Raw genomic sequence first — 14,433 nt, 5'->3', positions numbered from 1 at the left:
CTGTGCCGGTGGAAACCTCGCGCCAGTGGCTGGTCAGCCACAATACGCACTGATCGGCCAGCCACAGCAGTAAGGCACCAATCAGCGGAGCCAGCAGCATACGGCTGAGTAAGCGACGCCCCCCGAGCATTTTCGCCAGCAGTGGTGCAAACAGCCCGATAAAACCGATAATCCCGGCGACGTTCACCAATTGCGCACTTAACAGAATCGCCAGAGCGAGTGCGCCGACACGCGCAGCAGACAGTGCCAGACCGAGATTTTTTGCTACGCCGTCATCAAGCCCCATGAGCGTCAAGGGGCGCAGCAATGCCAGCGCCACGACAACAGCCAACAGCAGACGCGGCCACAGCATGTCGACGTTGTGCCCATCCATCTGATTCAGTGTGCCGGTGCTCAACAAGAACATATTCAGCAGCTGATCATGATTGAAGATGGCAAAGATTTGATTCACCGAACCGGCATACAGGCTCAGGACCAGCCCGGCGAGGATCAGTGTCACGGGTGACAGCCGTTTGCCCCAGGCCACGCCAAATACCAGGATGCCCACCAGCACTGCGCCCGCCATCGCAGCAAATTGCTGTGTCAGCTCACCACCCGGTAAATGCCAGAGCGTGGCGACCGTAATACCGAGCTGTGCACCGGATGACACACCCAACGTGGTCGGTTCCGCCAGCGGATTACGCAGCACCTGCTGAAACAGTAAACCGGCCAATCCGAGACCCGCCCCCACCAACGGCGCCAGCGCCAGACGCGATAACAGGCTGTGATGGAACACCACCTGTTGGATACTGTTGATGTCCGGCGCAAAGAAGGCTTGTGACCACTGCGCCGTTGGCAGCGCGTCACGCAGATTGATAAAGGTCAGCGCCAGCGCCAGTAAGAACATGCTGCTTAACAGCATCACAGGAAAGAGACGATGGCGCATCAGTGCGACTCCAGCGCGTGTTCCAGCACGCGAACAAATTTCAGCGCTGAATAGGTCGCGCCGTAATACCAGACGGCAGGCACACGCTTGAAGCGGCCCGCGCGGATAAACGGCAGCGCCTGCCACAGCGCAGTTTTCATCACCTGCTGCATGTCACGATCGTTATCGTGATCAAAACAGATCACCTGCACATCGCCGACATCGGCTAACCGCTCAAGCCCAACCACGGCACTGCCCCAGAAATTGGTTTCACCCTGCCAGGCGTTACTCAGGCCAAGGATTTCCATCACTTCGAGGAACAGACTGTTGGTGCCAAACGTGATGGCGTGACGGCTGTCCATCAATGACATCAGCAGCACCGGACGATCTGCCCAGGGTTTGAGACGTTCGCGCGCTGCCGCTAGCTGCTCATCCAGGAATTGCAGATGCTGTACCGCCTGCGCTTCCCGGCCCAGCCGGGCACCGAGCGCATGCAGTGATTTACGGGCAGTACTTAACGGTTTACCGTCCCCGCTATTCAGATCAAAGCCCATGGTCGGCGCGATGCGATCGAGTTTATCTAATCCCGGACCGTAGCCGTTGGAGTGCAGGATCAAGGAAGGTTCGAGCTGCGTCATCAGTTCCAGATTGGGTTCGGTGCGCAAGCCGAGATCGATGGTGCTGGCGGATAGCATCGGCTCGCCAACCCAGATGTTGTAGTTGCGCAAATCAGCCACACCGAGCGGCGATACACCGAGCGCCATCAGTAGCTCAACAGGTAGCCATTCCAGCGCCAGGATGCGCTGCAGATCGGGTGTTGCCGCACGCAATGGGGCAACGTTCATCAGTGGCGTCAGTGCCAGCGCCGTCAGCAAGCGACGGCGTGAAATGTCGAACATGGCGAGGCCTCAGTAAACAAAACTGACGGGAGCACCGCCTTGTGGATGGGGCAAGATGCCCATCGGAATACCGTAGATATTGCCCAGCACATCGGCCTGCATGATGACATCAGGCCCGCCTTCCGCAATCATTTCGCCGCCGCGCAGCGCCACCAGGCGATCGCAATAGCGCGCCGCCATGTTGATGTCGTGCAGTACCGCAATCACCGTCAAGCCACGCTCGCGGCTGAGACGTTGAATCAGAGCTAGCACATCCACCTGATGCGCAATATCCAGTGCGGAAGTGGGTTCATCCAGCAGCAGGCATCGGCTGTTCTGCGCCACCAGCATCGCTAACCACGCGCGCTGGCGTTCGCCGCCGGACAGGCTATCCACCAGACGCCCGGCGAACGGTTTCAAGCCCACCAGCGTAATCGCTTCTTCCACGCGATCGTGATCTTCCTGGCCGTAGCGCCCGAGCGCCCCGTGCCACGGATAACGACCAATCGCCACCAGCTCACGCACCGTCATCCCTTCTGCCGCCGGTAACTGCTGCGGCAAATAGGCCACCTGGCGCGCAAAATCTTTGCTGCCCCAGTTCTCCACCGCATCGCGGTTCAACAGCACCTGACCTTCACTTGCCGCATGGTGACGCCCCAGCATTTTCAGCAAGGTGGATTTACCCGAGCCGTTGTGGCCAATCAGCGCCGTCACTTTACCCGGCGCAAAGGTGAGTGAAAGTGGATGCAGCAACGTGCGTCCAGGTACGCGAAAGCTGACATTATCCAGCGTGAAGGTGGTTTCTTCGTGATGCGGATGCTGCATGGTGATCCCTGATTAATAAGCACAAAACAGATCTGATTTTGAAGAAAGCGGCCCTGAGGCCGCCCCTAATCACAACATTGTTCGCCCTGACAGAATCAGAAGCGGAAGGTCGCCGTACCGACGATTTGACGTTCAGCACCCCAGTAGCAGGCGTAATCACGATAGCAGCTGGCAACGTATTCACGATCGAACAGGTTGTTGATATTAACACCCACAGAAGAGCCCGGCAGACCGAAACGGCCGAGGTCATATTTCAGCGCTGCGTCGACGGTGGTGTAACCCGCTACGTCGAAGTTTTGGTTGATGTTGTCGCCTGTTGAATACAAACCTTTGCTCTCGCCGATATAGCGCACACCCGCTCCCAGCGTAACGCCGGACAATGCGGTCTCGTGGAAGGTGTAATCGCCCCACAACGTGGCCATATGCTTAGGTACTTGCACCGGCGTTCTGCCTTTCAGCGTTGTATCTTCGGTGTATTCCGCATCGGTGTAGGTGTACGACGCCGTCATATTGATGTTGGCGTTCAGTGCTGCCTTGGCTTCCAATTCAACACCACGTGAACGCATTTCACCGCTCTGAATGCTGGCAAATGGATGGTTTACCGTATCAGGATCTGCAGTCAGGTTTTTGGTTTTGGTCAATTGATAAACGGCAGCTGTCATCACAATTGGACGATCTTTCGGTACGTATTTCACGCCTGCTTCATACTGTTTGGCGCGCGAAGGATCGAAAGCCTGCCCTTCAAACGTTGAACCTGAGTTTGGAATAAAGGCTTCGCTGTAACTGAAATAAGGTGCGATGCCGTTATCGAACACATAGTTCAGGCCGCCACGCCAGGTAAAGGCTTGATCGTTTTGACGATCCAGTGAACTGGCGACACGGTCATACACCGAGGTCATCGCGTAGTCGTAGCGACCCCCTAAGGTCAGTACCCAGCGATCCCACTCCATTTGGTCCTGCGCATACAGACCCGTTTGACGCTGTTTATTCAGGTGCTGATAAGGAGAGTCAAACGGCGTGACCAAATCGTTGCCATACTGCGGGTTGATGGCACTCAAATTGCTGGCTGAGCCAAATTGCGCATTAACATCATTACGCATCTGCTGATAATCCACACCCATCAGCAAGGTGTGACCCAGTGCACCCGTCGCGAATTTCGCCTGCGCTTGGGTATCTACGGCGAACTCATTCAACTTCTCATCTGACACCGCCGAACCACGGGTAATTTCATTGGTGGCAGCGTTGAAGCCATTACCATAAATACTGCGGTAATTGGTTCTTAAATCCGCATAACGCAGATTCTGGCGCACCGTCCAGGTATCGTTAAAGCTGTGTTCGAAGTTGTAGCCCACCATCTTGGTGTTGCGCGAGATCTTGTTGCTGTCTTCGCCTTCATCAAAGTTGGTTGGCAGTTTATAGCTGCTACCGTCCGGGCGGGTAATGCCTACCACGGTGCCCTGACGCGGCAACCAGCCGTAATAACCGGTTTCCGGCTCGTTCTGGAAATAGGTCAGCAAATCAAAGCGGGTATTGGCATCCGGACGCCAGCTGAACGACGGCGCGATGGTATAACGCTTCTCTTTGTTCATCTCCTGTTGCGCGTCTGCACTGCGAGCCAGACCCGTCAGGCGGTAACTGTATACACCGTCATCATCCAGCGAACCGCCAAAATCGAAGCCTGTTGAGTACAGGTTATCGGTGCCCATCTGGAACTGCACTTCACGCAGTGTTTCCTGCGTCGGGCGCTTGCTCACCAGCGACACCACGCCGCCTGGGTTGCTTTTGCCGTACAGCACCGAAACCGGGCCACGCAGCAGTTCCGCACGCTCAAGGAAGTAAGGATCAATGGCGAACTCGGAGTAGTTATCCCCCTGCAGCTTCAGGCCATCAAGATATTGGTTAGTGTTGGTTTCGCTAAAGCCACGAATCGACAGCGCATCGATTATGCTTGAGCTGCCGCGGTTACCCGTCAGCACGCCAGCCGTGTAGTTAAACGCACCTTTTACGCTGGTTACAGCGTGCATCGCCATCTCTTCCTGCGTCACCACCGAAACCGACTGTGGGTTTTTCTCAATCGGCGTATCGGTTTTGGTGCCGGTAGCACTGTGTTTCGCGGCAATGGTAGGAGCCGGACCCCATGCGCTTTCCTGCGCGACGGTGTTGCCGCCATTGGCGGTGACCACCACGGTATCTTCTGCCAGCGCCTGTGCGTTCAGCGTACCCAGAGTTAAAGAAATTAATAAAGCGAGCGGACGGCGGGAAGTCGCAGCACGGGCAGAACAAGGATTTGAAATTCGCGTATTCATAAAAGGATCTCTCGGAAAGAAAACGACGCAGGTGAATACAAACGAGAATGATTATTAGACGCACGGATTTTAGGCGAAGTTTGGCGAGATCCGCAAGATGTAATGCCTGATGGCGGTGCGTTTGCGACCAGATCGTGCATGTCCATGATCGCGATTAACAAATCACAGGCATGAAAAAGGGCGCCGTAGCGCCCTCAGTTTTCTGCAGCTAACTATTTGCTGCCGAACATATCCTTAATCCAGCCCGCCACGCCGTCAGCATCTTTCTGCTCACCCTGCTGCTGCTGAGGTGACTGCTGCTGAGGTTGCGACTCTTGCTGCTGTTGGATCTGCTGCTGTTGCTGGATCTGTTGCTGCTGTTGCTGGCACAGCGCGTTAGGATCCAACGTCCACACCGGCAGCGAACGCCAGGTGCTGCTGCCAGAACCACACACGAAGTTACCGGCAGAGTCGACGTTCATCTGCGTGATATCTTCTGGCGCTGTCAGCACCAGCGGCATCGGCGCCTGGTTGTCGAGATAACGGCGATAAATCTGCATCGCACCGCTCGCACCGTACAGCTTCGACGTCTGGTTGTTGTCGCGGCCAACCCAGGTGATCGCGACCTCTTTGCCATCAATACCCGCAAACCAGCTATCGATCAGATCATTGGTGGTACCGGTTTTACCCGCCAGATGGGCATTCGGGTAACGCGCGCCCAGCGCACGGGCGGTGCCGTGATCGGCAACTTGCTGCATGGTGTACAAGGTCATATAAGCAGCCTGCGCCGGTTCAACGCGTTGCGCCTGCGGGAAGCTCTGGTACAACACCGTGCCATCTTCAGCAATCACCGAACGTACCGCCGACAGGTCGGCGCGGTTACCGCCGCTGGCGATCGACTGGAACGCCTGTGCCGCTTCGATCGGTGTCAGGTTAAGTGCTCCCAGTAACATCGCTGGCACCGGATTAAGCTGATCTTTCGGCACGCCCAGCTTCGTCCAGGTATCCACCACCGAAGGCAGACCCAATGTCATCCCCAGATTTACGGTAGGTACGTTCATGGAGTTGGTTAAGGCATCCACCAGCATCACTTTGCCGCTGAAACGCTTGTCGTCGTTCATCGGTTTCCAGATGGAACCGTTCGGCTGTTTCAGCGCAATCGGCTCATCCGCCAGCCAGGTGTTCAGCCGATAGGTATTCGGCTGGCTCAATGCGGTGAGATAGGTCGCCGGTTTAGCCAGTGAACCGATAGAACGACGCGCCTGCAGCGCACGGTTATAGCCCGCGAACTGCGGATCGGCACCGCCCACCATGGCACGCACTTCACCACTGAAGCGATCCACCACCACCATCGCGGTTTCCAGATCCTTCAAGCCACGCTGTTTTTTCAGCGCCGGGATGCCATCTTCGACCGCTTTTTCCGCCGCATCCTGAGAGATAGGATCGAGCGTGGTGAAAATCTTCACGCCAGACAGATCTTTAATCTTGTCGCCCAGTTTGGCCTGCAACTCGTTACGTACCATCTGCATAAAGGCAGGCTGCGGCGTGATCACGCCCCCTTTCGGCTGCACACCCAGCGGACGCGCCGAGAGCATATCGTACAGCTCCTGATCGATGACGTTCTGCTGTTGCAGCAAACGCAGCACCAGGTTGCGGCGCTCGAGGGCCAGTTTCGGGTTGCGCCACGGGTTATACAGCGAAGCACCTTTCACCATACCGACCAGCATCGCCTGCTGATCGAGGCTCAGCTCATCGACGGGACGACCGAAGTAATACAAACTCGCCAGCGGGAAGCCACGGATCTGATCGTTGCCCGCCTGACCGAGGTAAACCTCGTTGAGGTACAGCTCAAGGATGCGATCTTTGCTGTAACGCGCATCCATGATCACTGCCATGTAAGCTTCACGCGCTTTGCGCCACAGTGAACGCTCGTTGGTCAGGAACAGGTTTTTCACCAGCTGCTGCGTCAAGGTACTGCCGCCCTGTACCGCTTTACCTGCCGTGATATTGGCAAGGAATGCACGGCCAATCGAATACGGGCTAATACCATCATGCTCATAGAAGTGACGGTCTTCGGTCGCGATCAGCGTACTGACCAGCAGATCCGGGAAGCCCGCACGCGGCACGAACAGACGCTGCTCACCGTTCGGCGATTGCAGCATGGTGATCAAACGTGGATCAAGGCGGAAGAAGCCAAAATCACGTCCGGTATCGAGGTTTTTAATCTCGCTCAGTTCGTTGTTGCTGAACGTCAGACGGGCGTTGATCTGCCCCTCTTTGCTGTCCGGGAAGTCAAACGGACGACGCAGCAGATCGATGGTGTTGCCTTTGACGCTAAATTCGCCCGGACGGGTAATGCGCGACACTTCGCGATACTGCGTGCCTTCCAGCAGCGCAATCATCTCTTTTTTGTCGTACGACATCCCCGGCTCAAGGCTCACCATGCGGCCGTAAACAGCGGCAGGCAACTGCCACACTTTACCGTCGATGCGGCTGCGGATTTCAGAGTCGAGATAGATGCCCCAGGCCACCATCACGACCACAAAGACCAGGAAAAGCTTAATTAACCAGCCTAACCAACGACGTTTGCCGCGTGGCGGACGTTTTCCTTTCCCTTTACCTTTTGGTGGCACCGGTGTGCTCTCCTCATCGTCTTCGTCAAAATCGTCCTGATCGATATCATCATCAAGCTCCCTGCGGCGACCCCGGCGCGCAGTGCTGCGCGGCGGCTTTGGCGCTTTTCCTTTACGCCCAATAGGTTCGCGATCGTTCCCAGACATGCTTTTATTCTCCAGGCATAGCTACGGCTACGGCCGTTACTCTAACTGCTTTCTCGTGCTGCGCATGGCAGAACCCTCTGAATTCGATCCACAGAGTGTCACGATGAAAATTTCTTGGTGCGCCTTGTCGGTAAGGCGTTTGCCGGATCGTCGGGCCAGGGATGTTTGGGATAGCGCCCTTTCATCTCTTTCTGCACTTCAGGATAGGCTCCGCGCCAGAACGCAGCGAGATCACGGGTGATCTGCAACGGACGCTGCGCCGGTGACAACAACTCCAGCACCAGCGGAATGCGGCCTTCGGCCACCGCGGGATTTTGCGCTTCCCCAAACATCTCCTGCATACGCACCGCCAGCGCTGGAGGCTTTTCAGCATCGTAACGAATAGGCAGGCGACTTCCGGTCGGCACAGTGTAATGAGTTGGCAGCACAGTATCCAGCCGCTGACGTTGTGACCATGTCAGCAAATGTAATAATGCGCTGACAAGATTGACGGCCTGCAGGCTCTTGAGATCGCGCACGGAACCCATCTCGGGTAACAGCCAACGCTCCAGCGAGTCGAGCAGGCTCTCATCGTCCAATGGCGGCCACGCCTCTTCCGGCAGCCACTCGGCGGCACAATGCAAACGCAAACGCAGCTGTTCCGCTTCGGGGGTCCAGCCGAGTACCGAGAGCCCTTTTTCGCGGATCCAGCGCAACATCGCCGGGTGTAAAATCTCCGGTTCCGGTCGCGCCTGCGGCTGTGCTTTTAGGACCAGCGCACCCACGAGTTCCCGTTTCCAGGCGCGCAATGTCCCTTTCTCCTCATCCCATTCCACATCAATGCGCTGCGACACCAGTTCAGGACATTGCTGGCGTAACGCACTTATCTCTACCGGCAGCGCCAGTAACATGCGGGCTTCGGCGGCACTGGCGCCCTGTAACAGGGTCGGCGCGATTAACCACTCATAGCGGCTCAGGCCATCCTGTTCATCCAGCATGGCGCCAATACCGTTAGCCAGCTGATAGCGTGCGCTTTCGCCTCGCCGCTGCGCCAGACGATCGGCAAAGCCTGCCACCAATAATGCGGGGAAAAGATCGGGATTGACGCGGCCATCGCTGGCATTCAACCGTTGCTGCCACTGACGCGCGCGCCTTTGCCAATGCGGCTGTGGTCGATTAAGGGCGTCGCGCAAATCTGCACTACCGTTGCGCGGTGGATCTTCAAGTATCGCCACCAGCAGAGCGGCACTGGCGATGGCATCCTGACTTTGTGCCGCACACAGAATAGCCGTCAAACGTGGATCGCTGCCAAGCGTCGCCATTTTACGGCCGCGCGCGTTAAGCCTGCCGTTTTCTAATGCGCCTAAGCGCGTTAGCAAAGCCTGTGCCGCTCGCAAGCTGAGTTGCGGTGGCGCGTCCAGCCAGCAGAGCTGTGACGCATCCTGGCAACCCCATTGCAGCAAATCGATCTGCAGCGCAGCCAAATCGCTATTGAGGATTTCGGGTTCACTTTGCGCCGCTTCACGCATCGCCTGCTCCTGCGGCAGCAAATGCAGGCAAATACCGGGTTCAAGACGCCCGGCTCGCCCGGCTCGCTGGGTCATGGAAGCCTGGCTGATGCGTTGCGTTTGCAGGCGCGTGACGCCGCTACGCACATCAAACTGTGCCGAACGCTCCAGCCCGCTATCCACCACTAAGCGGATACCTTCAATAGTGAGACTGGTTTCGGCAATGTTTGTGGCGAGCACCACTTTGCGGCGACCGGCAGGCGCAGGCAGAATCGCTCGACGCTGCGCATCCAATGACAGCGCACCATATAAAGGAGAGAGATCCACGTCTTCATCGACGCGGGATTCCAGCTCGCGCTTTACGCGCTCAATTTCTGCCACGCCCGGCAGGAACAGCAGCAGCGAGCCCGACTCCTCACGCAGCAACTGCGCCACTTCTCGCGCCACCGCTTCGTCAAAACGTTGCTGCGGGTTGAGTGAGGCATAACGGCGTATCACCGGAAAGCTGCGTCCTTCAGAAACAATAAAAGGCGCAGCAGGCAGCAGCTGACGCAACCGATCGTTATCCAGCGTTGCGGACATCAGCAGAATTTTCAGGTCATCGCGCAGCCCTTGTTGCACATCCAGCAGCAGCGCCAGCGCCAAATCAGCCTGTAGGCTGCGCTCATGAAACTCATCGAGGATCACCAGTGACACACCTTCGAGCATCGGATCGCGCTGCAACATGCGCGTCAGAATGCCTTCGGTCACCACTTCCAGTCGCGTATGGGGGCCGCAGCAGTTTTCACCGCGCATGCGATAACCCACGGTGCCACCGGGCTGTTCCCCCAACTGATCCGCCAGGCGCTGCGCCACATTTCGCGCCGCCAGACGACGCGGCTCAAGCATAATGATGCGCCCCGGCAGCACCGACTGCTGTAGCAGTTGCAGCGGCAGCCAGGTCGATTTTCCCGCGCCGGTGGGTGCCGCCAGTAAAACTTGTGATGACTGAGACAATGCATCGAGCAATGCAGGCAGCACCTCACTTACCGGTAATTCACTCACACTTAACTCCCACTCTGCCTGTGCTAACATGGCGCGCATTGTAGCACTCAACGGCCACGTCACCATGTCGATACAACGTCTGTTTTTTGCCCTCGAACTGCCCGCGCCACTCCAGCAACAGCTGGTACAGTGGCGCGCAGATCACTTTGCAGAAGGGGCAGGAAAACCGGTGGCCGCCGCCAATCTGCATCTGACGCTGGCGTTTCTGGGGGATGTCAGTGCCGAGACCTCGCAGCAGTTACAGCAGTTAGCTTCGCGCATTGTTCAGCCCGGTTTTAGCCTGGATTTGGATGATGCGGGACACTGGCCGCGCCCCGGTGTCGTGTGGCTTGGCTGCCAACGTGCGCCACGCGGCTTGTTGCAGTTAGCGAGCCTGCTGCGTGCTCAGGCGGCACGCCATGGCTGCGCCCAGAGTGCACAGCCTTTTCACCCGCATATCACTTTGTTGCGCCACGCCACGCAAAAAGTGGCCTTACCCCCGCGCGGCTTTCACTGGCAGTACGATGTCAGTGACTTTGCGCTGTTCTCATCGACCTTTAGCCAGGGACGCACCCGCTATCGGCGGCTGGCGCGCTGGCCATTGCCCTCTTCGTCAGGAGCCTGAATGCAGTTTGATCCACCGTTAAAACCCGCTCGTCTTATCGCGCGCTATAAGCGCTTTCTTGCCGATGTCGTGACGCCAGAGGGGGAGACACTGACCATTCACTGCGCCAATACCGGCGCGATGACCGGCTGCGCCACACCGGGCGATACCGTGTGGTACTCCACCTCAGACAGCATCACGCGCAAGTATCCGCACAGCTGGGAACTGACCGAGACACAACAAGGCCACTGGATCTGCGTGAACACCCTCAGAGCCAATCAACTGGTGCGTGAAGCCTTAACCCTTGAGGCCATTCCAGAATTGTCCGCTTACAGCCACTGCCAACCTGAAGTGAAATACGGTACGGAAAAAAGCCGAATTGACTTCCTGCTGCAAGCGGAGGGCAGATCAAACTGCTATATTGAAGTCAAGTCCGTCACCCTTTTACAGCAGGGTAAAGGCTTTTTTCCGGATGCGGTGACGGCTCGAGGACAGAAGCATCTGCGCGAACTCAGTGCTATCGCGGCAGAGGGTCATCGAGCTGTTTTGTTGTTCGCCGTTCTGCATACGGGGATTGAGGACGTCTCCCCGGCGCGCCATATCGACGCACACTACGCAGAACTACTGGGACAGGCTCAACGCTGTGGAGTGGAAGTGTTGGCGTATCAGGCTCAGATATCACCTGCTCAAATGTTACTCACTCAGCCGCTCGCGGTGACGATTAACGTAGAGTTGTAATATTTATAGCAATTTGCTGTGATAGGAATGTTCTGGGCGGTGCGCTAAATACGCTGTTCCTCACAGGCTTGTCAAGGTGCGAATATGAATAATTGCCAACCTTGACTGCTTCTGCTATTTATAGCGGCCTGTTTTTTCCCTGATGGGAATCGATATACCCCTTAATAATTCGCGTTGCTGGCAGTCGGTGGTCAATTTAGCCAATGCACATGCAACCTGAAGTATGACGGGAAGGGCGTGTTATCCAGGAGAAACAACATGCAAGAAGGGCAAAACCGTAAAACATCGTCCCTGAGTATCCTCGCCATCGCTGGTGTGGAGCCGTATCAGGTGAAACCGGGCGAAGAGTATATGAACGACGCCCAACTGAGCCATTTCCGCAAGATTCTGGAAGCCTGGCGCAACCAACTTCGGGATGAAGTAGACCGCACTGTGTCGCATATGCAGGACGAAGCTGCTAACTTCCCGGATCCGGTAGACCGTGCCGCGCAGGAAGAAGAGTTCAGCCTGGAATTACGTAACCGCGATCGTGAGCGTAAATTGATCAAGAAGATCGAGAAGACGCTGAAGAAAGTGGATGACGACGATTTCGGCTACTGTGATTCTTGTGGTGTAGAAATTGGTATTCGTCGCCTTGAAGCGCGTCCGACTGCCGATCTTTGCATCGACTGCAAAACGCTGGCTGAAATCCGCGAGAAGCAGATGGCAGGCTAATGGCCGTGAGCAGACTGTCGCCGCACTGCCGGGAAAACCACTGTTTTCCCGGCGTGCGGTGCACCTCAAAATGAACTCTTCAACCTCTTCCTGCGTCGGGCGTTTCGCTCCCTCTCCTTCTGGTGATCTGCATTTTGGTTCGCTGATAGCTGCCTTAGGCAGCTACCTGAGCGCGCGTGCGCAACAAGGCCGTTGGCTGGTGCGTATTGAAGATATCGATCCGCCGCGAGAAGTGGCTGGCGCAGCGACACGCATCCTGAAACAGCTGGAGCATTATGGCCTGCAGTGGGATGGCGACGTGTTGTGGCAGTCGCATCGTCATGATGCCTATCGGGAAGCGCTGAGCTGGCTGCAACAGCACCGTCAAAGCTACTTTTGTACCTGCACGCGCAGCCGTATTCAGCAGCTTGGGGGGTTCTACGACGGTCACTGTCGGGAATTACATCTCCCCGCAGAGAACGCAGCGCTGCGCCTGCGTCAGCATGCGCCGGTTTATGGCTTTGACGATCGCCTGCGCGGCCATTTAGCGGCAGAGCGCTCGCTGGCGGAAGAAGATTTTATTATCCATCGCCGGGATGGTTTGTTTGCTTATAACCTGGCGGTAGTAGTAGATGACCATTTTCAGGGTGTGACGGAAATCGTACGCGGGGCAGATTTGATTGAACCCACGGTGCGTCAAATCGCGCTCTACCAGCAGTTCGGCTGGCCGGTGCCTGCGTATCTGCACCTGCCGCTGGCCATCAATGACGATGGCAATAAGCTCTCTAAACAGAATCATGCGCCCGCTCTACCTGATGGAGATGCGCGCCCATTGCTGGTATGCGCGTTGCACTTGCTGGGGCAATCGGTTTTAGAGAGTTGGCAAGATGCCACAGTGGAGCAACTGCTCGATAACGCGGTGGCACAGTGGAGTATCCAACTGATCCCACAACAGAACGCGCGAATCACGGATGAGGCGACATCGCCATTCCTAAATGGTTCGCAACAAGCTATGATTAGCCGCTGATTTATTAACACCCTTTTATCACTGTCGAGGTGTCCCATTTTTACCCGAGTCGCAAATTTTTGCCGGAGAGTCCTCAAGCGTGACGAGGAGGCGCCTGAAGAGGTGGAAACTGAAAGTCTGATGACCGTCATTCCCCGTGAAAGCCATAACATCTCACGCAAAGATATCAGCGAAAACGCCCTTAAAGTGCTGTATCGCCTGAATAAAGCCGGTTTCGAAGCTTACCTGGTAGGCGGCGGCGTGCGCGATTTGCTGCTGGGTAAGAAGCCAAAAGACTTTGATATCACCACCAACGCCACGCCTGAGCAGATGCGCAAATTGTTCCGCAACTGCCGTCTCGTCGGTCGTCGTTTCCGTCTGGCACATGTGATGTTCGGTCCTGAAGTGATCGAAGTCGCGACTTTCCGTGGCCATCACCAGGAAGAAGCTGAAGACGATCGCAACAACTCCCAGCGCGGCCAGAATGGCATGCTGCTGCGTGATAACATTTTTGGCAGCATCGAAGATGATGCCCAGCGCCGCGATCTCACCATCAACAGCCTGTATTACAGCGTGGCGGATTTCTCCGTACGTGATTACGTAGGCGGTTTGCAGGATCTGGAAGACGGCGTGATCCGTTTGATTGGCGATCCGGAAACCCGTTATCGCGAAGATCCGGTACGTATGCTGCGCGTGGTGCGTTTTGCCGCCAAGCTGGAGATGCGCATTGCCGTGGAAACTGCCGAGCCGATTCCGCGCCTGGCCACGCTGCTGAATGACATTCCGCCTGCGCGTCTGTTTGAAGAATCCCTTAAATTGCTGCAAGCCGGTTACGGATTCCGTACCTATCAGATGATGCGTGAGTACCATCTGTTCCAGCCGCTTTTCCCTACCCTGACGCGTGGCTTCACCGCCGAAAGCGACAGTCTGATGGAGAAAATGCTGGCTCAGGTGCTGAAGAACACGGACAACCGCATTCAGAACGATATGCGCGTCAATCCGGCCTTCCTGTTTGCCGCGATGTTCTGGTATCCGCAGCTGGAATCGGCCCAACGCATTGCGCAGGAAAGCGGACTGACCTATTACGACGCCTTTGCGCTGTCGATGAACGAAACGCTGGATGAAGCCTGCCGTGCGCTGGCGATTCCTAAGCGTATCACCACCCTGATTCGCGATATCTGGCAGCTGCAGTTGCGCATGTCACGTCGTC

11 protein-coding genes are annotated in these 14,433 nt (G+C 56.5%); 5 read left to right on the top strand and 6 right to left on the bottom strand.

Going from position 1 to position 14,433, the window contains the following annotated elements; translation table 11 throughout:
* From RT340_RS16080 to hrpB, 6 genes are all read right to left on the bottom strand, one after another.
* The coding region (locus tag RT340_RS16080; RefSeq protein WP_313377085.1) for an iron chelate uptake ABC transporter family permease subunit at positions 1-925 on the bottom strand (925 nt) is incomplete at its 3' end.
* Complete coding sequence (fhuD, locus tag RT340_RS16075; protein ID WP_097118381.1) at positions 925-1,803, bottom strand: Fe(3+)-hydroxamate ABC transporter substrate-binding protein FhuD; 879 nt, start codon at positions 1,801-1,803, stop codon at positions 925-927. The genes fhuD and RT340_RS16080, both read right to left, overlap by 1 nt.
* A gap of 9 nt (positions 1,804-1,812) precedes the next feature.
* On the bottom strand, positions 1,813-2,607 hold the full coding sequence (gene fhuC / locus RT340_RS16070; RefSeq protein ID WP_283216243.1) for a Fe3+-hydroxamate ABC transporter ATP-binding protein FhuC: 795 nt from the start codon (positions 2,605-2,607) through the stop codon (positions 1,813-1,815).
* Positions 2,608-2,702: 95 nt separating this feature from the next.
* Positions 2,703-4,913, bottom strand: a complete 2,211-nt coding sequence (gene fhuA, locus RT340_RS16065; protein WP_313377081.1) for a ferrichrome porin FhuA — start codon at positions 4,911-4,913, stop codon at positions 2,703-2,705.
* Positions 4,914-5,125: 212 nt separating this feature from the next.
* Complete coding sequence (gene mrcB / locus RT340_RS16060) at positions 5,126-7,672, bottom strand: bifunctional glycosyl transferase/transpeptidase (protein ID WP_313377079.1); 2,547 nt, start codon at positions 7,670-7,672, stop codon at positions 5,126-5,128.
* A gap of 98 nt (positions 7,673-7,770) precedes the next feature.
* Positions 7,771-10,242, bottom strand: a complete 2,472-nt coding sequence (gene hrpB, locus RT340_RS16055) for an ATP-dependent helicase HrpB (protein ID WP_313377077.1) — start codon at positions 10,240-10,242, stop codon at positions 7,771-7,773.
* Between the two features lie 25 nt (positions 10,243-10,267).
* Here hrpB and thpR point away from each other — a divergent pair, with 25 nt between their 5' ends.
* From thpR to pcnB, 5 genes are all read left to right on the top strand, one after another.
* Positions 10,268-10,807, top strand: coding sequence for an RNA 2',3'-cyclic phosphodiesterase (gene thpR, locus RT340_RS16050; RefSeq protein ID WP_097118377.1), 540 nt, complete (start codon positions 10,268-10,270; stop codon positions 10,805-10,807).
* Entirely contained in the window at positions 10,808-11,524 is a 717-nt protein-coding gene (gene sfsA / locus RT340_RS16045) for a DNA/RNA nuclease SfsA (RefSeq protein WP_097118376.1), read from the top strand.
* Between the two features lie 258 nt (positions 11,525-11,782).
* On the top strand, positions 11,783-12,238 hold the full coding sequence (dksA, locus tag RT340_RS16040; protein WP_034829547.1) for an RNA polymerase-binding protein DksA: 456 nt from the start codon (positions 11,783-11,785) through the stop codon (positions 12,236-12,238).
* Between the two features lie 70 nt (positions 12,239-12,308).
* Positions 12,309-13,244, top strand: coding sequence for a tRNA glutamyl-Q(34) synthetase GluQRS (gene gluQRS / locus RT340_RS16035; RefSeq protein WP_211729122.1), 936 nt, complete (start codon positions 12,309-12,311; stop codon positions 13,242-13,244).
* A 36-nt stretch (positions 13,245-13,280) separates the two neighbouring features.
* A partial coding sequence (pcnB, locus tag RT340_RS16030; RefSeq protein ID WP_313377087.1) for a polynucleotide adenylyltransferase PcnB occupies positions 13,281-14,433 on the top strand: 1,153 nt, incomplete at its 3' end.

The sequence above is a fragment of the Pantoea sp. CTOTU50773 genome (assembly GCF_032082325.1).
Lineage (GTDB): Bacteria > Pseudomonadota > Gammaproteobacteria > Enterobacterales > Enterobacteriaceae > Pantoea > Pantoea communis.
The sequence above is the reverse complement of the archived record's forward strand: the minus strand, read 5'-3'. Positions and strand labels throughout refer to the sequence as shown.